The sequence below is a fragment of the Kluyvera sp. genome, from assembly GCF_047971185.1.
GTDB lineage: Bacteria > Pseudomonadota > Gammaproteobacteria > Enterobacterales > Enterobacteriaceae > Kluyvera.
In genome coordinates, this window is record NZ_JBKDZH010000124.1 from 1 (window position 1) to 23,424 (window position 23,424).

Sequence of the window (23,424 nt, forward strand, 5' to 3'; positions counted from 1 at the left end):
CGGGCGAGCGCAAGCGACCCCGGGATGGCTGCCTGATTAACCAATCGTCATCAGGCTGGCGTTACCGCCCGCTGCCGCGGTGTTCACGCTGAGCGAACGCTCGTGATACAGACGCTCCAGCAGCAGGTTGGTTTCCCCGCGCGCAAAGCCCTGTACCGAGACAATCGCACCGTCGCGCGCCGCCACCTGCTCGCACAGCTCGCGCAGCTGGTCGGAGTCGCCGTGGTAGATCGCCGCATCGAAGAACGCGTTCATCAGCGTTTCCGGTTTAGCAAAGTGCACGCGCTCGGTAACAGCTTTCGGCAGCGTTTTCGCCAGCTCGCGCTGTAGCGGTGCGTCCGGCCACAGCACTTCGCTACCCACCGCCATCACCGCCGCCAGCTGGGTCAGCAGATCCGATTCGTTATCCGCAATGCACAGCACGCGCTCGCGCGGCACCAGCGTCCAGGTGTTGCGCTCGCCGGTCGGCCCCGGCAGCACGCGCTGGGTTCCGGCCTGCGCCAGCTCGCCGTACTGCTTGCTCAGCGCCAGCAGCTCCGGGCGATCCGCCAGGTAGCCCTGCAGCGCGGTCAACGGTTTCTCCAGCAGCGTTTTCAACTGGGTATCCACCACCTGGCCCGCATCCTGACGCGCCAGCGTAGTGGCGAGCGCCGTTTCCGGGCGGCTGGCCAGCAGGCGGTACAGATACATCGGGCCGCCCGCTTTCGGGCCGGTGCCGGAGAGACCTTCGCCGCCGAACGGCTGCACGCCGACCACCGCGCCCACCATATTACGGTTGACGTACAGGTTGCCGACTTTCGCGCTGCCGGTGACCTGGGCGATGGTTTCATCGATACGGGTATGCACGCCCAGCGTCAGACCGTAGCCGGAGGCGTTAATCTGCTCAATCAATGCGTCCAGCTGGTTGCGGTTGTAGCGCACCACGTGCAGTACCGGGCCGAAGACCTCTTTTTTCAGCTCGTCGAAGCTTTCCAGCTCGATAAGCGTCGGCGGAATAAAGGTGCCGCTCTGCCATTCGCGGCTGTCTTCGGCGTTCTCACGCGCGGCCTGGAAGACGGTGCGTCCCTTGGCGCGCATCGCCTGAATGTGCTGCTCGATGCCCGCTTTGGCTTCCGCGTCGATAACCGGCCCGATATCGGTGGTCAAACGCCCCGGGTTGCCCATCCGGCATTCAGCCATCGCGCCGCGCAGCATGGTCAGGGTATGGTCCGCCACGTCATCCTGTAAGCACAGCACGCGCAGCGCGGAGCAGCGCTGCCCGGCGCTGTCGAAGGCGGAAGCGACCACGTCGACCACCACCTGCTCAGTCAGCGCGGAAGAGTCGACGATCATCGCGTTCATGCCGCCGGTTTCGGCGATCAGCGGCGTCGGGCGGCCCTGGGCGTCGAGGCGGGTAGCGATGTTGCGTTGCAGCAGGCTGGCCACGTCGGTAGACCCGGTAAACATCACGCCGCGCACGCGGGCATCACCAGTCAACTGAGCGCCGACGGTTTCACCACGGCCTGGCAGCAACTGCACCACGCCCGGCGGAACGCCCGCTTCCAGCAGCAGCGCGATACCCTGCGCGGCGATCAGCGGCGTTTGTTCGGCCGGTTTGGCCAGCACGCTGTTGCCCGCGGCCAGCGCGGCGGCCACCTGGCCCATAAAGATCGCCAGCGGGAAGTTCCACGGGCTGATGCAGACCACCGGGCCTAGCGGGCGGTGGGTTTCGTTATCAAAGTCGTCACGCACCTGACCGGCATAGTAGTGCAGGAAGTCGACGGCCTCGCGCACTTCGGCAATGGCATTGCTGAAGGTTTTCCCAGCTTCACGCACCAGGATGCCCATCAGCGGCTGCATCTGATCTTCCATCAGCACGGCGGCGCGTTCGAGGATCGCGGCGCGTTCCTGCGGCGGGGTGGCGAACCAGATCGGCGCGTTGTTGACCGCGCTTTCCAGCGCCTGTTCCACTTCCTGGGCGCTGGCTTCACGCACGTAGCCGACGATATCTTTCGGCTCCGCCGGGTTAATCACCGACACCATGTCGCCATCGGCGACCGGATGCTCCAGCATCGGTTTGGCGGTCCACTTGTGCAGCGCGCTATTGAGCAGGGAAGAGGAGAGCGACGCCAGACGATGTTCATTGGCGATATCCAGACCCGCGGAGTTGACGCGGCCTTTCCCGTAGAGATCGCGCGGCAGCGGGATTTTCGGATGCGGCAGGCCGGATGCGCCTTCCTGCAGCGCCATCTTCTCGACCGCCAGCACCGGGTCGGCAACCAGCTCGTCCAGCGGCAGGTTATGATCGGCAATACGGTTAACGAACGAGGTGTTGGCGCCGTTTTCCAGCAGTCGACGTACCAGGTAGGCCAGCAGCGTTTCGTGCGTGCCGACCGGGGCGTAAATGCGGCATGGGCGGTTCAGCTTGCCGTCGGCCACTTTTCCCACCACCTGTTCGTACAGCGGTTCGCCCATGCCGTGCAGGCACTGGAACTCGTACTGACCAGGATAATAGTTGTTGCCGGCAAGCTGATAAATCGCCGCCAGAGTGTGGGCGTTGTGGGTGGCAAACTGCGGATAGATCAGGTTCGGTACGCCGAGCAGCTTTTTGGCGCAGGCCAGATAGGAGACGTCGGTGTAAACCTTACGGGTGTAGACCGGGTAGCCCTCGAGGCCATCCATCTGCGCGCGCTTGATTTCGCTGTCCCAGTAGGCGCCTTTCACCAGACGGATCATCAGGCGGCGACGGCTGCGGGTGGCGAGGTCAATCAGATAGTCGATAACGAACGGGCAGCGTTTCTGGTAGGCCTGGATGACGAAGCCGATGCCGTTCCAGCCCGCCAGTTCCGGCTCAAAGCACAGTTTTTCCAGCAGATCGAGCGAGATCTCCAGACGATCGGCCTCTTCGGCGTCGATGTTAATGCCGATATCGTACTGGCGTGCCAGCAGGGTCAGCGACTTCAGGCGCGGGTAGAGTTCGTCCATCACGCGGTCGTACTGCGCACGGCTGTAGCGCGGGTGCAGGGCGGAGAGCTTAATGGAGATGCCCGGGCCTTCATAAATGCCGCGGCCGTTGGAGGCTTTACCGATGGCGTGGATCGCCTGCTGATAAGAGACCATATAGGCCTGGGCATCGGCGGCGGTCAGCGCGGCTTCACCGAGCATATCGTAGGAGTAGCGGAAGCCTTTCTCTTCCAGCTTACGGGCGTTAGCCAGCGCTTCGGCGATGGTTTCACCGGTGACAAACTGCTCGCCCATCAGGCGCATCGCCATGTCCACGCCTTTACGTACCAGCGGTTCACCGCTCTTGCCGATAATGCGGTTCAGCGAGCGCGACAGGCTGGTTTCGTTGTGGGTCGACACCAGCTTGCCGGTAAACAGCAGGCCCCAGGTGGCGGCGTTGACGAACAGAGACGGGCTGCGGCCAATATGCGACTGCCAGTTGCCGTTGCTGATTTTGTCGCGAATCAGCGCATCGCGGGTCGCTTTGTCCGGAATACGCAGCAGCGCTTCCGCCAGGCACATCAGCGCGACGCCTTCCTGTGAGGAGAGGGAGAATTCCTGCAGCAGGCTCTGCACCATGCCCGCACGGCCGCTGGCGGTTTTCTGGTTGCGCAGTTTTTCCGCCAGCTTCCACGCCAGCTGATGCGCCTGCTCGGCGATCGGTTGCGGTAGACGAGCCTGTTCCAGCAGCATCGGCACGGCGTCGGTTTCGCTGCGACGCCAGGCGGCGGTGATTGCCGCACGGGTCACCGACTGGGGCAGGATCTGCTCGGCAAACTCGAGGAACGGCTGATGGTTATCGTCCACTGGCTGTGCCGCTTCATCACTTTCATTGGCGGCACCGGACAGCAGCGCAGGCAGCTCCGGCAGGATCTCATCGTTTTCCAGCTTTTCCAGATAATTGAAAATTGCCTGCTTGATCAGCCAGTGAGGGGTACGGTCGATACGGGTCGCCGCACTCTTAATTCGCTCACGCGTTGCGTCATCCAGCTTAACCCCCATGGTGGTGGTGCCCATGCCATCTACTCCTGTTGCTCGGTTGTCATATTATTTTGCGTAACAGGAATATCCACCATGTTGCAACTTTGTGCAACCGTGTTAAATGTGACGCCCGTTGCAGGCTTAAAAGTGAATTAATTGTTAATGGTAAAACTTATGATAAACGCGAAGAATAAGACGCCGTCATGCGTGGTTTTATGCGCTACTTAACAGTTATTCCCGGTGCAACCCGAAAAAGCGTGAGGGAGTGCAACCTATAGAAAAATGCTATCACTGGCCTGGTGCATTCAATGTAAATGCAGTGTTAAATCGTTTGTGAAAAAATTCGGCTTCCGTCAGGATACGGTCGCTTCAAATTATTGCCCCGTTCCGGCAATGATAAAAACGGCAAATTGGGATATTGCCGACGCATAATTCTGGAGAGTTGAATGACTATAAGCACACCGATGCTGGTGACCTTTCTTGTCTATATTTTTGGCATGATCCTCATTGGCTTTATTGCATGGCGCAACACCAAAAACTTTGATGACTATATTCTTGGCGGCCGTAGCCTTGGGCCATTCGTGACCGCGCTGTCTGCCGGGGCCTCCGATATGAGCGGCTGGCTGCTGATGGGCCTGCCGGGGGCGATTTTTATCGCCGGGATCTCTGAAAGCTGGATCGCCATCGGCCTGACCTTAGGCGCGTGGATCAACTGGAAGCTGGTGGCCGGGCGTCTGCGCGTGCATACCGAAGCCAACAATAACGCCTTAACCCTGCCGGACTATTTCACCGGTCGCTTCGAAGATAACAGCCGCGTGCTGCGGATTATCTCCGCGCTGGTGATTCTGCTGTTCTTCACCATCTATTGCGCATCCGGGATTGTGGCCGGCGCGCGCCTGTTTGAAAGCACCTTCGGCATGAGCTATGAAACCGCGCTGTGGGCTGGTGCGGCAGCGACCATTCTGTACACCTTTATCGGCGGTTTCCTGGCGGTGAGCTGGACCGACACCGTGCAGGCGAGCCTGATGATTTTCGCCCTGATCCTGACGCCGGTGATCGTCATCTTCGCGGTGGGCGGCCTTGGCGATTCGCTGGAGGTGATCAAGCAGAAGAGCATTGAAAACATGGACATGCTCAAGGGCCTGAACTTCGTGGCGATTATTTCGCTGATGGGCTGGGGCCTCGGCTACTTTGGTCAGCCGCATATCCTGGCGCGCTTTATGGCGGCGGATTCCCACCACAGTATCGTTCATGCTCGCCGTATCAGCATGACCTGGATGATCTTGTGCCTTGCCGGCGCGGTGGCGGTGGGCTTCTTTGGTATCGCCTACTTCCAGAACAACCCGGCGGTGGCAGGCCCGGTTAGCCAGAACGCCGAGCGGGTGTTCATTGAGCTGGCGCAGATTCTGTTTAACCCATGGGTGGCCGGTATTCTGCTGTCGGCAATTCTGGCGGCGGTGATGTCGACGCTGAGCTGCCAGCTGCTGGTGTGCTCCAGCGCGATCACTGAAGATCTGTACAAAGCGTTTCTGCGTAAAAACGCCAGCCAGAAAGAGCTGGTGTGGGTAGGGCGCATGATGGTGCTGGTGGTGGCGCTGGTGGCAATTGCGCTGGCGGCTAACCCGGAAAACCGCGTGCTCGGTCTGGTGAGCTATGCGTGGGCGGGCTTCGGCGCGGCTTTCGGCCCGGTGGTCCTGTTCTCGGTGATGTGGTCGCGGATGACCCGCAACGGCGCGCTGGCCGGGATGATTATCGGTGCCGTGACCGTCATCGTCTGGAAACAGTTCGGCTGGCTGGGGCTGTACGAAATTATCCCGGGCTTTATCTTCGGCAGCATCGGCATTGTGCTGTTCAGCCTGCTGGATAAAGCGCCGTCAGCCAGCATGCTGGATCGCTTTGCCAAAGCGGACGCGCACTATCATTCAGCCCCGCCGTCCCGCTTAAGCGGCCCGGACGAGGTGCGATAGTACCGACTCCGGGGTAGCTCGGTGCATCTTCCCGGCGTCGCTTTGCTCGGCCGGGCTACCACTCTCGGGCCTGCATTTTTTGCGGGCTTTTTTTTTAACCTCTACATCCAATAACTTACGTAACTATATTCCCGCTATTCTTTTACATCTCGTCATTATTTCCCTCACATTTCGCTTGTGTTTCTTTTTGGCTTAATGATAATCACTATCACTCACATTTACCTGTCTTTGCAAAAGTTGACGGTGTTTCACGTTTAAGGGTGTTTGCATGTTTGTTCCTTTTCTCATTATGTTGCGCGAAGGGCTGGAAGCGGCGCTGATTGTCAGCCTGATCGCCAGCTATCTGAAACGTACCCAGCGCGGGCGCTGGATTGGGGTAATGTGGATCGGCGTGATTCTGGCCGCCGCGCTGTGCCTGGGTTTAGGCATCTTTATTAACGAAACCACCGGCGAGTTCCCGCAAAAAGAGCAGGAGCTGTTTGAAGGGCTGGTGGCGGTCATCGCCGTGGTTATCCTCACGTGGATGGTGTTCTGGATGCGCAAGGTGTCCCGCAACGTCAAACAGCAGCTGGAGCAGGCGGTCGATAACGCGCTGCAAAAGGGCAACAACCACGGCTGGGCGCTGATTATGATGGTCTTTTTCGCCGTGGCGCGCGAAGGGCTGGAGTCGGTGTTCTTCCTGCTGGCGGCGTTCCAGCAGGACGTGGGCATCTGGCCACCGTTGGGAGCGATGCTGGGGCTGGCAACGGCGGTGGTACTCGGCTTTCTGCTGTACTGGGGCGGTATTCGCCTCAACCTCGGCGTGTTCTTCCGCTGGACCAGCCTGTTTATTCTGCTGGTGGCGGCCGGTCTGGCGGCCGGAGCGATTCGCGCCTTCCACGAAGCGGGTCTGTGGAACGCCTTCCAGGACGTCGCCTTCGATCTGAGCGCCACGCTGACCACGCATTCGCTTTTCGGCACCCTGCTGGAAGGCATCTTTGGTTATCAGGAGGCGCCAAGCGTCAGCGAAGTGGCGGTGTATTTCCTGTATTTGATTCCGGCACTGGTGCTGTTCTTCTGGCCGCCGCGTGCTACCACCTCAACATCACGTATCGCTCCGTAGGGCTGATAACGGTATTTGAACTCATTTGAAAGGGATGGACCATGACCAATAACTTCCGCCGCAGCGCGTTACAGCTGGGCATCGCCGCGCTTTTCTCATCCGCGTTTATGGCTCAGGCTGCGGATATCCCGCAGGTCAAAGTCACGGTAAACGACAAGCAGTGTGAACCGATGTCGATCACCGTTAACGCCGGTAAAACCCAGTTTATCATCCAGAACCACAGCCAGAAGGCGCTGGAGTGGGAGATCCTGAAAGGGGTGATGGTGGTGGAAGAGCGCGAGAATATCGCGCCGGGCTTTACCCAGAAAATGACCGCCAACCTGCAGCCGGGCGAATATGACATGACCTGCGGCCTGCTGACCAACCCGAAAGGCAAGCTGATTGTAAAAGGTGAAGCCACCAAAGACGCGGCGAAAGCCAACGCGCTGCTGGGGCTCAACGACGCCATCACCGCCTATAAAGCCTACGTGACGGCGGAAACCGCCGAGCTGGTGAAAGGCACCAAAGCCTTTACCGACGCGGTGAAAGCGGGCGATATCGAAAAAGCGAAATCCCTGTATGCGCCGACGCGCCAGCACTACGAGCGTATCGAACCTATCGCCGAGCTGTTCTCCGACCTGGACGGCAGCATTGACGCGCGTGAAGACGACTACGAGCAAAAAGCGGCGGATCCAAAATTCACCGGCTTCCACCGTCTGGAAAAAGCGCTGTTTGGCGATAACAGCGTGAAAGGCATGGAACACTATGCCGAGCAGCTGAACAGCGATGTGCTGGAGCTGCAAAAACGCATCGACGAGCTGGCCTTCCCGCCGTCAAAAGTGGTGGGCGGCGCGGCCGGTCTGATTGAAGAAGTGGCGGCGAGCAAAATCAGCGGTGAAGAAGACCGCTACAGCCACACCGACCTGTGGGACTTCCAGGCCAACATCGACGGCGCGCAGAAGATTGTCGACCTGCTGCGTCCGCAGCTGCAAAAAGAGAACAGCGCGCTGCTGGCCAAGGTCGACGCCAACTTTAAGAAAGTGGACGCTATCCTGGCCAAATACCGCACCAAAGACGGGTTTGAAACCTACGATAAACTGACCGACGCGGATCGTAACGCGCTGAAGGGGCCGATCACCACGCTGGCGGAAGATCTGGCGCAGCTGCGTGGGATCCTGGGGCTGGACTAAGTACCATGGCAAAGCAACATGCCGACGACCTGAATGAACCTTCACGTCGTCGTTTATTAAAAGGGATCGGCGCGCTGGGCGGCGCGCTGGCGATTTCCGGCGGCTGCCCGGTCGCGCACGCGGCGAAGGCCAGCGACGCGCCGGTGGCGAATAGCCGCATGGAGACGCAGCCGTTTTACGGCGAGCATCAGGCGGGCGTACTGACGCCACAGCAGGCGTCGATGATGCTGGTGGCGTTTGATGTGCTGGCGGCGGATAAGGCCGATCTTGAACGCCTGTTCCGCCTGCTGACCGACCGTATTGCCTTTCTCATGAAGGGCGGCCCCGCGCCGGATACGCCGAACCCGCGGCTGCCGCCGATGGATTCGGGCATTCTCGGGGCGTTTATCGCGCCGGATAACCTGACCATGACGGTGTCGGTTGGCCATTCACTGTTTGATAGCCGCTTTGGCCTTGCTGATAAAGCACCGAAAAAGCTGCAAAAAATGGTGCGCTTCCCGAACGATTCGCTGGACGCCGCGCTGTGCCACGGCGACCTGCTGCTGCAAATTTGCGCCAACACCCAGGACACGGTGATCCACGCGCTGCGCGATATTATCAAGCACACGCCGGACCTGCTCAGCGTGCGCTGGAAGCGGGAAGGGTTTATCTCGGACCACGCCGCGCGCAGCAAGGGCAAAGAGACGCCGGTTAACCTGCTGGGCTTTAAGGACGGCACCGCTAACCCAGACAGCCACGATAAGCCGCTGATGGATGAGGTGGTGTGGGTGACCGGCGAGCAGGGCGAACCGGCGTGGGCGACGGGCGGCTCGTACCAGGCGGTGCGTATCATCCAGTTCCACGTCGAGTTCTGGGACCGAACGCCGCTGAAAGAGCAGCAGACCATTTTTGGCCGCGACAAGCACAGCGGCGCGCCGCTGGGGATGCGCAACGAGCACGATGTGCCGGACTACAGTCGCGATCCGAACGGTGAGGTCATCGCGCTGGACAGCCATATTCGTCTTGCCAACCCGCGTACCAAAGAGACGCAGTCGAGCCTGATGATGCGCCGCGGCTATAGCTATTCGCTGGGGGTCACCAACTCGGGTCAGCTGGATATGGGGCTGCTGTTTGTCTGCTATCAGCACGATCTGGAGAAGGGCTTCCTGACGGTGCAGAAGCGCCTGAACGGCGAAGCGCTGGAGGAGTACGTGAAGCCGATCGGCGGCGGCTATTTCTTTGTGCTGCCGGGCGTGGTGTCGGAGCAGAGCTTTCTGGGGAGTACGTTGCTCGGTGCGTGATATTGCTTTGTAGGCTTTGATGTCTGAGGTATCCCCCAGATACAGTATTAGCACAATGTGCCCCCTCTCCCTTTTTAAGGGAGAGGGTTGGGGTGAGGGTTAATACACTGTAATTAGACTAGTTTTATTTCTTTTATTTCCTGCCAGCCCCCTCACCCTAGCCCTCTCCCCACAGGGGAGAGGGGACAGTGCGGTCAGTGCGTTTGCCCCTTTTCTTTCTCTCCAGTACCAAAATATCGCCACAAATCAGTCCTTTTTTTCCATTTTCTCCCTGATTGATATAATACTGTCACATAAGTGTCAGATGCTATCTCTGTTATCTGTCGTTATATTTATGTAAATATCATGTTGCATCTTTGGCGGATTTAGATGTAATAATAAATAAAGCGGTAGTTTCCGTTTCACTATGGAGATCGCGAATGGTAGCGTCCTTGACTGGACTTAGCAGAATGACAGCCCGCACCATCCAGCGCGGAGGCACCCTCTCCGGCAGCGATTTCGTCACCTCAAATTTTCTCCCATACCGAATTCAACTCGCAGTTCCCGACCTGATGCGCGGTGCGCGTAGCCGTGCGTTGGCGTCATTTCGACAGGCAGTTGCTATGGCTTACAAGGAAGCCAAACCTCAGACGTTCGTGCGCATAATCGCGCTGCCGTTAGCGCGTGTGATGTATACCAACAACTCAAGGTGCTATCCATGGGAAGACAAAAAGCAGTGATCAAAGCTCGTCGCGAAGCAAAACGTGTGCTGAGACGGGATTCACGCAGCCATAAACAACGTGAAGAAGAATCGGTCACCTCGCTTGTGCAGATGAGTGGTGTGGAAGCGATTGGCATGGCGCGGGATACCCGCGATCACTCGCCGATTGCGGCCCGCAATGACGCTCAGGCCCACTACCTGAATGCTATCGAGAGTAAGCAGCTAATCTTCGCCACCGGCGAAGCGGGCTGCGGCAAGACCTGGATCAGCGCAGCGAAAGCTGCGGAGGCGCTCATCCACAAGGATGTTGAGAAGATTATCGTGACGCGCCCCGTCCTTCAGGCCGACGAAGACCTGGGGTTCCTGCCCGGCGACATCTCGGAGAAATTCGCCCCGTATTTTCGCCCCGTCTACGACGTGCTGGTGAAGCGACTGGGCGCCTCCTTTATGCAATATTGCCTGCGCCCGGAAATTGGTAAGGTAGAGATCGCGCCGTTCGCCTATATGCGCGGACGTACATTTGAAAATGCGGTGGTGATTCTTGATGAGGCTCAGAACGTTACCGCAGCGCAAATGAAGATGTTTTTAACCCGCCTCGGGGAGAACGTCACGGTAATCGTGAACGGGGACATCACCCAGTGCGACTTGCCGCGCGGTGTACAGTCGGGCCTTAGCGATGCGCTGGAGCGCTTTGAAGAAGATGAGATGATTGGGATCGTGCGATTCACCAAAGAGGATTGCGTGCGTTCGGCGCTGTGCCAGCGCACGCTGAAAGCCTACTACTAACCGTTGTCACGTCTGCAAAGCCCGGGAAACCGGGCTTTGTTGTTTGTGGCTGTTGCAAAGGCGACAGCCGTGGCGCAAGCCAGTTGCATTTCACACCTCGCCCAGCGTCTGATTTTATATAATATATTGAAAAATATAGCTTATCGTGACTGGCATAAACTTTGCTATCTACAGATATAACCGAATAACGTAAAGACTAACTAATTCATTCCATAAAGAGATATGTACAAATATCAACCGGATAGTTGTGTCGGTACGTGTAGATAAAACCAGAAGAGATAACGCTATGCCAGTAACTCAGGACGCCCCAGATTATATCCAGCATCCCCCTCGCGCTTATCGCATCACCAGCGATGAGGAGGCTATCAGTATCGCCCATGAAATTGCCGCGTATCTCCAGCCAGGGGCATCGGAACGCGATCTCAGCGGCGTGGTCCCACCCGAGGTGGTGAATACGTTTTCCAACAGCGGGCTGTGGGGGATTACCGTACCGCGCGAATACGGCGGCGCGGAGGTGTCGGCCGCGACGCTTGCGGCGGTGATCGCCATTATCTCCGCGGCGGACCCGGCGCTGGGGCAAATCCCACAAAACCATTACTGCCTGCTGGAGGACATTCGGCTGCAGGGCAGTGACGAACAGCGGCGCTATTTCTTTGAACTGGCGCTCAGCGGCTACCGCTTTGCCAATGCGCTGTCGGAAACCGGCGGCAAGACGGTGCAGGATATCCAGACCCGATTGACTCGTACGGCAGAAGGGCTGCGCATCAATGGGCGTAAAGGGTACTGCACCGGCTCGCTGTATGCGCACTGGCTGGGCATATTGGCGCTGGATGAAGAGGGGAAAGCGCAGCTGGCATTTGTACCCCGGGGCACGCTGGGCCTGACGGTGGTTAATGACTGGGCGTGTCTCGGTCAGCGCACCACCTCAAGCGGAACGGTGCTGGTGGATAATCTGTACGTTGAGCCGTTCAATCTGATCGCGAGCGGAAAATCGTACGAGACGCCCACGCTTGCCGGGCCGTTCGCGCAGCTGACGACGGCCGCCATTGACGCCGGGATTGCCCGTGCGGCGCTGAACGATACCGTCAGTTTTGTTAACCAATATGCCCGCCCATGGATTGATGCCGGCGTAGAACGAGCGGGAGACGATCCGTTAACGATTTACCAGATTGGCGTGCTCGACAGCCGAATTGCCGCCGCAGAAGCGCTGCTGGAGCAAGCGGGTAAAGTGCTGGATCGTTATAAACACCATCAGACCGAAGAGACGGTGGCGCTGGCTTCCCTCGCCGTCGCTCGCGCTAAAATTTTTACCACCGAAGCCGCGTTAGAGGCTGCCTCCCGGCTATTTGAACTGGGAGGAACGCGCTCAACGCATCCCCGTTATAACTTCGATCGCCACTGGCGTAATGGCCGCGTCCATACGCTGCACGACCCGGTGCGCTGGAAATACCACCTGCTTGGCAACTGGGTGCTCAACGGCAAGGCTCCGGCGCGTCACGACTGGAACTAGGAGAGATCATGCTCGCTTTTCTTGCTGAGATTGACTGGGGAGACGTGGCTGAAGCGGGCGTCGACACGTTAACCATGCTGGGCTGGGCGCTCGGTTTTACGGTTCTGATTGGCTTGCCGTTAGGCATTTTGCTGTATCTGACCGGCCAGCCGCGCCTGCTGTATGCGCCATTGCTGCATCGCGTGCTCTCGTTGCTGGTGAACATTATGCGTTCTCTGCCATTCATTATTTTGCTGATTGTGATGATCCCGTTCACCACGCTGATTACCGGCACCTCGCTGGGGGTACAGGGCACCATTCCGCCGCTGGTGGCGGGCTGTGCGCCGTTCTTTGCGCGGCTGGTTGAGACGTCGCTTCGCGAGGTCGATCATGGGCTGGTGGAGGCCAGCTGGGCGATGGGCGGGAATACCTGGCAACTTATCTGGCACACCCTGCTGCCGGAATCGCGATCGGGGCTGATAGCGGCGGTGACGGTCACGGCGATTGTGCTGGTGGATTACACCTCGATGGCGGGGGTGATTGGCGGCGGCGGTCTGGGAGACCTTGCCATTCGCTTTGGCTACCAGCGTTTTCAGACGGACGTCATGGCGGTCACCGTCGTGCTGCTGATTGCGCTGGTGCAGATATTACAAATGAGCGGCGACCGTCTGGTGCGCCGTATGAGCCGAAAATAACCATTCCGACAGGGTGAAATAATGAAAAAAACTGTGATTGCCGGCCTGCTGACGCTGTTGGCCTTTTCTGCCGCCGCAAATGAAACGCTGGTGGTCGGCGCGACGCCGGTGCCGCATGCTGAAATTCTGGAGTTTGTGAAGCCGACGCTGGCAAAAGAGGGCGTTGATTTGCAGGTGAAAGTCTTTAACGATTTTATTCAGCCTAATCAGCAGCTGGCGGAGAAAAATCTGGATGCCAACTACTACCAGTACCGCCCGTTCCTCGATGATTACAACAAGAACCGCCATACCAATCTGGTCCCGGTCGTGGGGGTGCACATTGAACCGTTTGGCGCCTACTCGACGAAATACAAAAGCCTGAGTGAATTGCCGGAGGGGGCGACGATCGCCATTCCTAATGACCCGGTCAATACCGGGCGTGCGCTGGTGCTGCTGAGCGAGGCGGGGCTGATTACGCTGAAGCATGCCGACGATCCGCAATCGACGCAGAAGGATATCACCGGCAACCCGCACCACTTCAGGATCCGCCCGCTGGAAGGCGCCATGCTGGCGCGAGCGGTGAGTCAGGTAGATCTGGCGTTTATCTTCGCTAACTACGCGCTGGAAGCCGGTATTGATACCGATAAAGCGCTGATCGTCGAGAAAGGCAAAAGCCTGTATATCGAATATCTCGTCGCGCGCCCGGATAACATTAATGACCCCGGTATTCAGAAACTGGCAAAAGCGCTGAACTCGGATGCGGTTCGCCAGTTTATTCTGACCAAATACCAGGGAAAAATCGCCCCTGGTTTCTAGGAGAACGGCTATGACACAACATCCGCATATTCGCCTTCAGGGTATCAGCAAGGCGTATCCCAACGGTGTGCAGGCGCTTGACGATGTGAGTCTGGATATCCAGGCCGGAGAAGTGTTTGGCATCATCGGGCGCAGCGGCGCGGGGAAATCAACGTTGCTGCGGCTGTTTAACCGGCTGGAAAGTGCCGACCGCGGCGAGATCGCCATTCATGGTGCGCCCATCGACGGCGGTGGACGGGGGCAACTGCGGGATCTGCGCCGCCGCGTGGCGATGATCTTTCAGCATTTCAATCTGATGTCGACGAAAACGGTGGCGGAGAACGTCGAGCTGCCGCTGAGAATGGCCGGTATTCCCGCTGCGGAGCGTCGCCGCAGGGTGGACGATATGTTGCGCCTGGTCGGGCTGGAGGCCCTGCGTGATAGCTGGCCCGGGCGGCTTTCGGGCGGACAAAAGCAGCGCACCGGCATTGCCCGGGCGCTGGTCACCCAGCCGGAGATCTTATTGTGCGATGAAGCCACCTCGGCGCTCGACCCGGAGAACACGCTGGCGGTACTGAGCTTGCTGAAAGAGATTAATCAGCGGCTGGGGCTAACGATTATTCTGATCACCCATGAAATGGATGTGATTCGCACGCTCTGCGATCGGGTCGCGGTGCTGGAAAGGGGGCGCGTTATCGAACAGGGGGAAGTGTGGCGCGTCTTTGGCGACCCGCAGCATGAGGTTACCCGTGGGATGCTGAGGACGTTGCATCATGGGCGGGAAGATAAGCGCGAATTATTGACCCTGGGACAGCAACTGGTGACGCTGCATTTTAACGGCGTTAACGGTAGGGAGCCGGATTTAAGGCAAATTGCGAGCGTGTTGGGCGGTGGTTCACAGCTGGTTTATAGCAGCTGTGAGGCGATACAGGGACGGATTGTGGGGCAGCTACGAATACGCGTGGATACACCGCTTACGGCGGAATCGCTGCGTCTGGCGGCAGAGGTTGCGGATAGGGTGGCTGTGATATAGCGGCCCGCAGGCGTGCAACATGCGAAAAAAAAGCCCGTACTTTCGTACGAGCTCTTTCTCGAATATGGCGGTGAGGGGGGGATTGACTCGCTTTGCTCGCCCCTTCGGGGCAGCCCACTCACTGCGTTCGCGGTCTGTCCAACTGGCTGCGCCAGTTGTCGAACCCCGGTCGGGGGTTCTCATCCCCCCCGCAGGCGTGCAACATGCGAAAAAAAAGCCCGTATTTGCGTACGAGCTCTTCTTCAAATATGGCGGTGAGGGGGGCTGCCATATATACGTCTGTCGATGTCCAGTAATGTCTATATTACTCATTATCTTTCATATGGATAGAAAGATTTATAGTCCAGTCACTACACAGACCCGCAAAAAACGACATCAACGGTGGACGGAGGTTATGGCCCTGCATAATACGGGATGCGGGTTCAGGAATATATCCCGCATCACCGGATTATCCCGGATGACGATAAGTCAATGGGTACAATCCGGGACATTCCCCGAAATGTCGACCCGTCTACCAAAATGGGGACTTCTGGAACCATGGAAGGGCTGTTCTTTATTTCACTACGCGTAGCGATCAGATACACATAGCATCCAGTAGACATTTTATTTTAGTGGTAGTTAATTTTTATCACCATGCTTTTACTAAACGGCCCCATATCGACTTCCTTAGCAGGGTCTTTAGTCAGCTCAGCAATATATTCATGAGTTACCGTTGCATGGTCACCAGGAGAATAGGAAGCGAACTCCTGATACTGATTATACTGCACATCAAAATTTGCCGTTTTATCAATGAGTCGCAGCAGTAACCCATTGCCCATGTCAAGATGGGTGGCATCATAAAGTATGTCATCGGTGTAGAAGCTGGTTGTAACATCAAATTGATCTGAGCATTCTGCCGTCGCATCCCTGATGGTGGAAACGCTAAACGGCTCGGTGATTGCTGAGCTTAAAAGGCTTCCAATCGGTATGCTGCCAAAATTGACGTTCTGGCTTTCGGGATAAATTTTAATATCAACGTTACAGTCCAGAAAACGAATGTTGTTCAGACCATCAATGTTATAACGCAGATTTTTAGCTCCAGCCCGAGTATTCGCACCTTCCGAGCCATCAAACTGAAGTACGTTAATCAAACCAAAATCGTAGGTATCGTCAGTATTCGCAGGAAACGCTTTAAGTTTTACATAGAGTCGGAAACGGGCACCAAAGGTAACATTCTTCTGAACCGTTGAGCCATTGCATTTCTTATTTGGGTATCCTCCGGAGGTGAATTCATAGCGATCGAGGCACATCCCCGTATCGATACCAACATCAATGCCTTCATAGTCGACACCGTTGTAGGTTACACCAAAGGTAAAATAGGGATTATTCAATATATCACTGCTATTAAAAGCGGACAGCTCAACCCAGGCAAATACGTCCTCTGAGGGATTTTGCGTTGTCCAGTTGATGGCATTATCGCAATACACGGTAATATTGATGTCTGAACTTTCCCAGATTTTTTGCCCCGGTGCCGCGTTTGAAGGTACTGCGAATGGTGGAAGCACTGCGGTATATGACGTGGTTCCTCCGGAAGCGTTCTGGTAGCAATCGACTGCCCAGACCGATGTAGAAAGGGAACATAACAGCAGGGTAAAAAAAACGAGCAATTTTCTCATTATTATCCCTTTTTTATCGTCTTCATCTGGCAAATCGCCTGCACAGAATTACAGCTGACTTTAAACATATTCACGCCGCCGTAATCGCCAATGAAGCCAATCTGGAAGTTTGTCGGTAAGTTTTTAATCTGCGCGCTGCTCTGGCCAAATGGCTCAATCATAATGCTCTGCGTATCGGCGAGCAGCGTTTTACCATTGGTGCCGATATAGCCGATGGTCAGGTAATATGGCGAGTTATTCTTCAACGCCATGCCGTTTGCCGTTCTGCTGATATCAACCTTACCCTCAGGGTTAAACTGGTTGTCTGTTATCTCAATTGCCTTCGGTCGCCAGAAGAGCTTAAGGCGACTCTGCATCGCAATCTGCATCACGTTCTTCTCCTGGGAACGCGGCGGGATCTCACGCACGTTATAGTAGAACAGCGTCTCACGATCGGCAGGAAGCTGGCTGAGCGTAGTCTGCCCAACTAGCCGCACCTGAACCTGCTCCCCTGCTTCCAGACGGATCATTGGCGGTAGAGCCGTGAAGTAGTTACGTGATTTTTTCCCGTGATTATCTTCAATCCATGATTGCGCCAGAAACGGCAGCTTTTCACTTTTATTGGTTAAACGCAGTGAAACGTTTTTATCCGACTGGTTGAAAATGATACGCGTGCGATCTGGCGTTACCGCCGCATTTAGTGTCGTACTTGCCCATAACAGGCAACAAATTCCTTTTGCTAACATGTTCATTCTCATTGTATTCTTCCTGAATTAATGTACTGTTTTACAAGGTAAAATAATTACTTTTCCATCAAGATTACTTTGATTCGGAGGTGTTATTTCACACGTTTTACCACTCCACGAAATCATAAGGTGGCTATTTTCCTGTACGCCCATCAGATACACATAACCATCATCAGCAACCAGCCCCACATCCTTGCCGCTTGCTTTATCGGACACCGGCACACCGAGCGGTGGATAGTGCCCATCGTCCAGCCTCACCACGCCAACTATCTGGTAGCCTTTACTGGCGTTCAGTTCCATATAACCAATTGCGCCTTCGGTTAAGGTTGTACGTATCACCGAGTTGCTAACATCAACGCCTTCCGGCAGGTTGTTGTTATTAATCATTACTGTGGCAGTTGTATAGCTGCTTATTGATGGAATAACGGAAATACCAAAATCGTTAGTTACAGCGCGTTTGTTGTTGATCTCAATGCCCGCAATACCGTCGGCATCAACCATCATCCGAGCGCTGTTACCGGGGCTATAGTCATGAAGTGCCGCACCGTGCTTCGTGGCGGTGAAGGAGCCGTTCCATCCGGCGTTGAAAGACCGATAGTTGTTCGGCTGCACGCTGCCACTGAGGCTCATGCGACCATAGGGAGAATAGTGCTGATAGTTACCACGTAGCGAAGGTTCACCATCTTCAACCTCCTGTTGGCTGCCGGATACCGACAGGTTCCAGGTATTGTTACGGTCCGTTGAGTCGTAATAGGTTGCCGTTTGTTGGAGATCGTCGTTGCCGTTTTTCTGCTGGCTATACATGATGTTACGGCTTAATCCCAGAGGCAGCGTCAGAGACATGTAATACTGGTTTTCATCGCGGTCGTCCCAGCGTACGCGACTCAGCGCCAGCGAAGCAGAAATATTGGTGATACGACCTATGTCAAAGCTACGGCTAACGGAGAAGGAATAGTTGGTGTTGCTGGTGTTGTTCCAGTAAGTGTTGCGGGTGACGCTCAGATAGGTATTCAGCGCTGCAGGGGCAATGTACTGGTTAAATGACAGCACATAGCTCTCTTTCTCGTTTTCGCTCGAATCGTCACCGTCGCGCGAAGCAATAAACTCGCTCATCGAGACATAATCTTTATCAGAAAAACGGTAACCCGCAAAGGTGATCTGGCTTCCCGTAGAGGCAAAACGTTTTGCGTAGTTTGCACGGTAGCTGAATCCCCGTAACCTACCACGACCTTCCCCCATATCTGCCTGAGCATTGGTCACATCAAATGACAATGAACCAAAGTTATTCATGTTAAAGCCAATCCCGCCGGTAAACGCCTGATAATCTTCCGCCGTCAGAATACTACCGCCGTACAGCGAAACATCATTCAACCAGCCCCAGGAGGCTTCGCCGGTCCAGAACAACGGGTTATTGATATCGTTATGGCTGACGGATGTCGGTTTACCTAGCGAGGTTTTATAGCGCACCCGCACCTGTCCTTTCCGGGTCAGAAACGGCATGGTAGCGGATCCGACCTGAAATGTACTTGTACGACCATCTTCTTCTTCAACCGTAACGTCTAACTGCCCCTGCAGAGAGTTCACCAGGTCGGTAATAGTAAATGGTCCTGGAGCGACGGTCGTTTGATACAGCGTACGTCCATTTTGCGAAACGGTTACTTTGGCATTAGTTTGCGCAATCCCACTGATCTGCGGCGCATAGCCTCGCAGATCTGGTGGCATCATCTGCTCGTCACTCTCTAACGAACCCCCAGAAAAATGGAAAGTATCGAAAAGATCGGAACTCAGATCGTATTGACCGAGCGTCAGTTTAGAAGCCAGCGACGGCAGAGGACGAAACAGGTAGGTACGAGCAAGGCTACTGTCGCTTGTCACCGACTTGCCCTGCTCAAAGGATTGGTTGTACTGATAATCAGTACGCAGTCGCCAGGCCCCCATATTAAAGCCCAGCGTCCCATAAGCGCTGAGATTCTGCGTGGTATTCCCTTCATCGGGTTGGTACTGGCTGGCATAGGCGTTATAGTCCAGCAACATCCCCAGAATTCCTTCATCCCAGAACTCTGGCGGTGTCCAGTTTTTGGCCTGGTACTTCATCCATGCCTGAGGCACGCTAAGCGTCAGTAACATGGTATTTTTATCAAGCTGGACGATCAGTTCAGGTTTTTGCGTAAGATCGAGGCAGCCGTCAGTATTCGGCGACAACTCAGACAAGATGAATTCATTGGTAAAACCAAATTGCGAAAGAAGGTCTTTGGTTAAACATAGTTGTGAGGGACTCTCGGCTTTAGTTTCAACCCACGTCATGTTAAAAACCCTTGATAAGGTATTTTTATTGACCTTAACCCGCACTTGATAAGTACCTGGCGAAATATATCCTTTGGTTTCAAATTGAGTGAGATCAACGTTTTGCCGATCTTCCGCGTCAATCATATCAACGTTAAATTCAACAGCATATAACGGCAACGAGCCCACTACCGTTATAACAGCTGCGCGCAATGTATTTTTTATTAAAAGAGATAATCGATTAGGTTTGAAACCGTCAGGATTAAGTATGCGCATAAGTTCCATTTCGTTTAATGAAAAACACACCGAAAGCCGATGAATCCTCCATCGGCTTTTTATTAAAACAGTCGGTGCGCTATTAGTTATAGGTCAGGACATAGTTTGCCTGAGACGCCACATTACCCTCAGTTGCGTTTTTCGCCAGAGACTCCATACGTGCTTTGAAATTCAGTTCCTGATAAGAGTTAGTATCCGGGAAGGTGATTTCAAACGGTTTTCCCAGCTCAATTTCGTTGTTACCGGAATCGAGAATACGCACGCCTACACCGGTTGCGCCGCCATAGTTACCTTCAACCGTGTTCGCCATCAGGCTGCTATCGGTGCTATCAACGTTTGCAGAGGTGAAAGTGACATTAACTTTGCTATGCAGAATAGTTGTGTTGCCTTCAGTATCCTTCGCGGCCAGCGTACAGTCCTGCAGGTGAATAGTGAAATCTGCCGGTAAAGAGAATTTACCACCGTTCAATGCGGTATCAGCCACTTCACCCAGCGGAACATCCAACTGATCATCACCCGGAGCGATAGAACAAGGCGCAGTAATAACCAGGCCACTAAACGTTACAGTGCCATGTCCCTCATCAGCTGCAGAAGCATTGAAAGCAGTTCCAGAAAGCAGGGCCGCAGACACTACAGCAAATAATGTTTTTTTAAACATGAAATAGTCCTTTACAATATATTATTTCTACATGACTTACAGACAAGCTATAATAGCTTATAGCTAGAATAATATTTGCTAGCCACAGTAATATACACGTCAGCATGCTTTACATTTTTTATTTTTCCTTATTTTTAAATTTAGTTAAACTTAAAAACACCCAAGCAAATGATTTCATTAAAATAGGCCTGGTCACTAATTTAAAATATAGTAAAGTAAGCGAGGAACCATAAAATAAAAATATAATTCATACGCATAATACACAGTCAACAATAAAGCACGCTTATAATATATCCATAATATTATTGATAATAAACGGTTAACCGTATAAATATATTTATTGTGCAAAAAAAAAGCCGAATTTTGGACTGCACCCCAAAAGTTGGACACCCAACTTTATAGGGGCAGTCCACACCATAGATACCCATAGATGTTGGATGATGGTAGTAGAGGAAGAAACGGGAAAATCATTTTCGGCGGACGCCAATAAAAAGCGGTAAGTGCATGGCATGTGCGAGAAGGGAAGGAATATGGAAAAGCTAAAATCAGTCGTGTCCGGCGGAAAAGGAACATTGCTTCCCAGATAATCATGGAGCAGGGTATTTGAAGACAGAATATTGTTGGCCAAGATGACACATTTTTAGGGGCTGAACCAGACGATGCCTGAACGGATTTGTGCTGAATGACGAAGCGGGCAGCAGGTGATTTTAAAAAGTAAAGTTGAGAAGAATACCGAAAAAGCGCGGCATTTAGATACAAAAAAGCCCGTTTACACGAGCTTTTTTATGCAGCATTTTATGCAGGACAAAACCAATCTTACACTATAAGTGATTGATTTTGTATCAAATATGGCGGTGAGGGGGGATTGACTCGCTTTGCTCGCCCCTTCGGGGCAGCCCACTCACTGCGTTCGCGGTCTGTCCAACTGGCTGCGCCAGTTGTCGAACCCCGGTCGGGGGTTCTCATCCCCCCCGCAGGCGTGCAACATGCGAAAAAAAAGCCCGTACTTTCGTACGAGCTCTTTCTCGAATATGGCGGTGAGGGGGGGATTCGAACCCCCGATACGTTGCCGTATACACACTTTCCAGGCGTGCTCCTTCAGCCACTCGGACACCTCACCATATTGTTTTGCTGCTCACCGTTGGTGGTCAACGGGGCGCTACTATAGGGAGTTGGCCTAAAACGGTCAAGCATAATTTATGCATTCTTTTCCGTTCGGTTAAGCATTGAGCACTCCCCCGCGAAAAACGGCGGGGGAGCGGCGATTAGCGCTGGGAATCAAGCTGTTCGCTGTTCTTCACCACGTCCTGCGCTTTCGCGTAGCTTTCGATCAGTAGCTGATAGGCTGGGAAGACTTTGGTGTAAACCTCGGCCCACTCGGCGGCATCCGGGCGGTTCCAGGTGCGCTGCAGCTCTGAAGCGACGGCGGCGGTGTCCATCGGTACGACGCCGGCCTGTACCACGCGGGCGAGGGTGATTTCCTGCGCCATTTTGCTGTAGGTACCGGAGGCATCAATCACCGCAAACACCTTGTAGCCATCGGCGACGGCGGCAATCGCCGGGAACGCCATGCAGACGCTGGTGATGGTGCCGGCGATAATCAACGTCTTGCGGCCAGTGGCTTTCACCGCGGCGACAAACTCCGGATTATCCCAGGCGTTGATTTCACCTCTACGCGCAATGTACTGCGCGTGCGGCGCGTTGTCGTGAATCTCCGGGATCAGCGGGCCATTAGGGCCTTGCGGCACGGAAGCGGTGGTGATCACCGGGATCCCGGCCAGCGTCGCCATTTTGGCCAGCGCGGCGGCGCGGGCACGCAGCTCGGGCATCGGCATATCGCCAACCGTCTGGAACAGGCCGCTTTGATGGTCGATTAACAGCATCGCGGTATCTTTTACATCAATAACGGGACGTAAACCGTTGAAATTAGCTGGAGTAGACATACCTTTCACCTCATAGAGTTTCAGATTTGACCAAAACGGCCGGAGTTAAAATCGCGAACGGCTTCAGCGATTTCGGTTTGATTGTTCATGACAAAAGGGCCGTAGCCGACAATCGGTTCATTAATCGGTTCGCCAGCCAGTACCAGCACTTTTGCATCGCTGCTGGCGTGCAGATTCACACGCTCTCCCTGATGGCTGAGCACTACCAGCTGCGCTTCCTGTACGGTGCTTTCGCCGTTGATCGTTACGCTACCTTCCAGCACCACCAGCGCGGTGCTCCAGCCATCGGGCTGGGTAAAGGTGAATTCTTTATCCTGCCTGAGCTCCATATCCCAGACGTTGAGCGGCGAGAACGTGCTGGCCGGGCCTTCGGCGTCGAGATAGCGCCCGGCGATGACCCGCAGCGAACCGCTGTCATCCGGCAGCGCTACCGTAGGAATCGACGCGGCTTCAATGCTCTGGTAGCCCGGGGCGGTCATTTTGTCTTTTGCCGGAAGGTTGACCCACAGCTGGATCATCTTCAGTTCGCCCCCACGGCGGGCAAACGCCGCAGAGTGAAATTCCTGATGCAGAATGCCCGCGCCAGCGGTCATCCACTGCACGTCGCCGGGGCCGATAACGCCGCCTTTACCGGTTGAATCGCGGTGTTCCACTTCACCGGCGTAGACGATCGTCACTGTCTCAAAACCCCGGTGCGGATGTTCCCCGACGCCGCGTTTAGCGCCGTCGGCCGGGAAGCTATGTGGCCCTGCGTAATCAAGCAGCAAAAATGGGCTCAGGCTTTCGCCGTGCGACTGGTACGAAAATAACGAGCGAACCGGGAAGCCATCACCCACCCAGTGCGGACGCGGCGCGGTATAAACACCTGTAATCTTTTTCATCGATTTCTCCTGTGGAGTGAGCTTTGATGTCAATTAGCTTATATT

Annotated in this window: 17 protein-coding genes, 1 tRNA gene, 1 other RNA gene and 1 pseudogene; 11 read left to right on the forward strand and 9 right to left on the reverse strand. The window is 55.1% G+C overall.

Annotation, left to right across the window (positions count from 1 at the left end):
• Positions 1 to 36: 36 nt before the first annotated feature.
• Entirely contained in the window at positions 37 to 3,999 is a 3,963-nt protein-coding gene (putA, locus tag ACK5JN_RS23510; RefSeq protein ID WP_416872353.1) for a trifunctional transcriptional regulator/proline dehydrogenase/L-glutamate gamma-semialdehyde dehydrogenase, read from the reverse strand.
• A gap of 410 nt (positions 4,000 to 4,409) precedes the next feature.
• On the opposite strand from putA, the gene putP reads away from it, so the two are divergent.
• From putP to ACK5JN_RS23565, 11 genes and pseudogenes are all read left to right on the forward strand, one after another.
• Entirely contained in the window at positions 4,410 to 5,930 is a 1,521-nt protein-coding gene (gene putP / locus ACK5JN_RS23515; RefSeq protein WP_416872354.1) for a sodium/proline symporter PutP, read from the forward strand.
• 268 nt (positions 5,931 to 6,198) lie between these two features.
• On the forward strand, positions 6,199 to 7,032 hold the full coding sequence (gene efeU / locus ACK5JN_RS23520; protein ID WP_416872355.1) for an iron uptake transporter permease EfeU: 834 nt from the start codon (positions 6,199 to 6,201) through the stop codon (positions 7,030 to 7,032).
• A gap of 41 nt (positions 7,033 to 7,073) precedes the next feature.
• Complete coding sequence (gene efeO, locus ACK5JN_RS23525) at positions 7,074 to 8,201, forward strand: iron uptake system protein EfeO (protein ID WP_416872356.1); 1,128 nt, start codon at positions 7,074 to 7,076, stop codon at positions 8,199 to 8,201.
• A gap of 5 nt (positions 8,202 to 8,206) precedes the next feature.
• Entirely contained in the window at positions 8,207 to 9,481 is a 1,275-nt protein-coding gene (gene efeB / locus ACK5JN_RS23530) for an iron uptake transporter deferrochelatase/peroxidase subunit (RefSeq protein WP_416872357.1), read from the forward strand.
• Between the two features lie 449 nt (positions 9,482 to 9,930).
• Positions 9,931 to 10,200: a hypothetical protein gene (locus ACK5JN_RS23535; protein WP_416872377.1), complete on the forward strand. Its 270-nt coding sequence runs from the start codon at positions 9,931 to 9,933 to the stop codon at positions 10,198 to 10,200.
• On the forward strand, positions 10,179 to 10,967 hold the full coding sequence (phoH, locus tag ACK5JN_RS23540) for a phosphate starvation-inducible protein PhoH (RefSeq protein ID WP_064548999.1): 789 nt from the start codon (positions 10,179 to 10,181) through the stop codon (positions 10,965 to 10,967). The genes ACK5JN_RS23535 and phoH overlap by 22 nt, the downstream gene beginning before the upstream one ends.
• A gap of 286 nt (positions 10,968 to 11,253) precedes the next feature.
• Positions 11,254 to 12,477, forward strand: a complete 1,224-nt coding sequence (locus ACK5JN_RS23545) for an SfnB family sulfur acquisition oxidoreductase (protein WP_416872358.1) — start codon at positions 11,254 to 11,256, stop codon at positions 12,475 to 12,477.
• 8 nt (positions 12,478 to 12,485) lie between these two features.
• A complete protein-coding gene (locus ACK5JN_RS23550; protein ID WP_416872359.1) occupies positions 12,486 to 13,151 on the forward strand; it encodes a methionine ABC transporter permease in 666 nt (221 codons plus the stop codon).
• Positions 13,152 to 13,172: 21 nt separating this feature from the next.
• Entirely contained in the window at positions 13,173 to 13,946 is a 774-nt protein-coding gene (locus ACK5JN_RS23555) for a MetQ/NlpA family ABC transporter substrate-binding protein (RefSeq protein WP_416872360.1), read from the forward strand.
• Between the two features lie 10 nt (positions 13,947 to 13,956).
• Complete coding sequence (locus ACK5JN_RS23560) at positions 13,957 to 14,958, forward strand: methionine ABC transporter ATP-binding protein (RefSeq protein ID WP_416872361.1); 1,002 nt, start codon at positions 13,957 to 13,959, stop codon at positions 14,956 to 14,958.
• Positions 14,959 to 15,313: 355 nt separating this feature from the next.
• Positions 15,314 to 15,502: pseudogene (locus ACK5JN_RS23565) on the forward strand (ISL3 family transposase); the annotation flags it as partial.
• Positions 15,503 to 15,566: 64 nt separating this feature from the next.
• Here the strand turns inward: ACK5JN_RS23565 and ACK5JN_RS23570 are convergent.
• The 8 genes from ACK5JN_RS23570 to ACK5JN_RS23605 all read right to left on the reverse strand — a co-directional run bounded on the left by ACK5JN_RS23570 (position 15,567) and on the right by ACK5JN_RS23605 (position 23,379).
• A complete protein-coding gene (locus ACK5JN_RS23570) occupies positions 15,567 to 16,613 on the reverse strand; it encodes a pilus assembly protein (protein ID WP_416872362.1) in 1,047 nt (348 codons plus the stop codon).
• Positions 16,614 to 16,615: 2 nt separating this feature from the next.
• Positions 16,616 to 17,350: a molecular chaperone gene (locus tag ACK5JN_RS23575; RefSeq protein ID WP_416872363.1), complete on the reverse strand. Its 735-nt coding sequence runs from the start codon at positions 17,348 to 17,350 to the stop codon at positions 16,616 to 16,618.
• Between the two features lie 15 nt (positions 17,351 to 17,365).
• A complete protein-coding gene (locus tag ACK5JN_RS23580) occupies positions 17,366 to 19,897 on the reverse strand; it encodes a fimbria/pilus outer membrane usher protein (protein WP_416872364.1) in 2,532 nt (843 codons plus the stop codon).
• A gap of 82 nt (positions 19,898 to 19,979) precedes the next feature.
• Positions 19,980 to 20,555, reverse strand: coding sequence for a fimbrial-like protein (locus tag ACK5JN_RS23585; protein ID WP_416872365.1), 576 nt, complete (start codon positions 20,553 to 20,555; stop codon positions 19,980 to 19,982).
• A gap of 849 nt (positions 20,556 to 21,404) precedes the next feature.
• Positions 21,405 to 21,541: non-coding RNA, RtT sRNA (locus ACK5JN_RS23590), on the reverse strand.
• Positions 21,542 to 21,587: 46 nt separating this feature from the next.
• A tRNA-Ser gene (locus ACK5JN_RS23595) sits at positions 21,588 to 21,675 on the reverse strand.
• Between the two features lie 145 nt (positions 21,676 to 21,820).
• Entirely contained in the window at positions 21,821 to 22,498 is a 678-nt protein-coding gene (locus ACK5JN_RS23600) for an isochorismatase family protein (RefSeq protein WP_416872366.1), read from the reverse strand.
• A 20-nt stretch (positions 22,499 to 22,518) separates the two neighbouring features.
• Positions 22,519 to 23,379 carry a pirin family protein gene (locus ACK5JN_RS23605; protein ID WP_416872367.1) on the reverse strand — a complete coding sequence of 287 codons (861 nt, stop codon included), beginning with the start codon at positions 23,377 to 23,379 and terminating at the stop codon, positions 22,519 to 22,521.
• Positions 23,380 to 23,424 lie beyond the last annotated feature (45 nt).

What these genes read in the sequence shown, in the direction of transcription:
- ACK5JN_RS23575 (WP_416872363.1), bottom strand. Translation starts at nt 17,350, where the DNA reads ATGAGAATGAACATGTTAGCAAAAGGAATTTGTTGCCTGTTATGGGCA.
- phoH (WP_064548999.1), top strand. Translation starts at nt 10,179, where the DNA reads ATGGGAAGACAAAAAGCAGTGATCAAAGCTCGTCGCGAAGCAAAACGT.
- efeU (WP_416872355.1), top strand. Translation starts at nt 6,199, where the DNA reads ATGTTTGTTCCTTTTCTCATTATGTTGCGCGAAGGGCTGGAAGCGGCG.
- ACK5JN_RS23545 (WP_416872358.1), top strand. Translation starts at nt 11,254, where the DNA reads ATGCCAGTAACTCAGGACGCCCCAGATTATATCCAGCATCCCCCTCGC.
- efeB (WP_416872357.1), top strand. Translation starts at nt 8,207, where the DNA reads ATGGCAAAGCAACATGCCGACGACCTGAATGAACCTTCACGTCGTCGT.
- efeO (WP_416872356.1), top strand. Translation starts at nt 7,074, where the DNA reads ATGACCAATAACTTCCGCCGCAGCGCGTTACAGCTGGGCATCGCCGCG.
- putA (WP_416872353.1), bottom strand. Translation starts at nt 3,999, where the DNA reads ATGGGCACCACCACCATGGGGGTTAAGCTGGATGACGCAACGCGTGAG.
- ACK5JN_RS23560 (WP_416872361.1), top strand. Translation starts at nt 13,957, where the DNA reads ATGACACAACATCCGCATATTCGCCTTCAGGGTATCAGCAAGGCGTAT.
- ACK5JN_RS23605 (WP_416872367.1), bottom strand. Translation starts at nt 23,379, where the DNA reads ATGAAAAAGATTACAGGTGTTTATACCGCGCCGCGTCCGCACTGGGTG.
- putP (WP_416872354.1), top strand. Translation starts at nt 4,410, where the DNA reads ATGACTATAAGCACACCGATGCTGGTGACCTTTCTTGTCTATATTTTT.
- ACK5JN_RS23535 (WP_416872377.1), top strand. Translation starts at nt 9,931, where the DNA reads ATGACAGCCCGCACCATCCAGCGCGGAGGCACCCTCTCCGGCAGCGAT.
- ACK5JN_RS23585 (WP_416872365.1), bottom strand. Translation starts at nt 20,555, where the DNA reads ATGTTTAAAAAAACATTATTTGCTGTAGTGTCTGCGGCCCTGCTTTCT.
- ACK5JN_RS23580 (WP_416872364.1), bottom strand. Translation starts at nt 19,897, where the DNA reads ATGCGCATACTTAATCCTGACGGTTTCAAACCTAATCGATTATCTCTT.
- ACK5JN_RS23570 (WP_416872362.1), bottom strand. Translation starts at nt 16,613, where the DNA reads ATGAGAAAATTGCTCGTTTTTTTTACCCTGCTGTTATGTTCCCTTTCT.
- ACK5JN_RS23555 (WP_416872360.1), top strand. Translation starts at nt 13,173, where the DNA reads ATGAAAAAAACTGTGATTGCCGGCCTGCTGACGCTGTTGGCCTTTTCT.
- ACK5JN_RS23550 (WP_416872359.1), top strand. Translation starts at nt 12,486, where the DNA reads ATGCTCGCTTTTCTTGCTGAGATTGACTGGGGAGACGTGGCTGAAGCG.
- ACK5JN_RS23600 (WP_416872366.1), bottom strand. Translation starts at nt 22,498, where the DNA reads ATGTCTACTCCAGCTAATTTCAACGGTTTACGTCCCGTTATTGATGTA.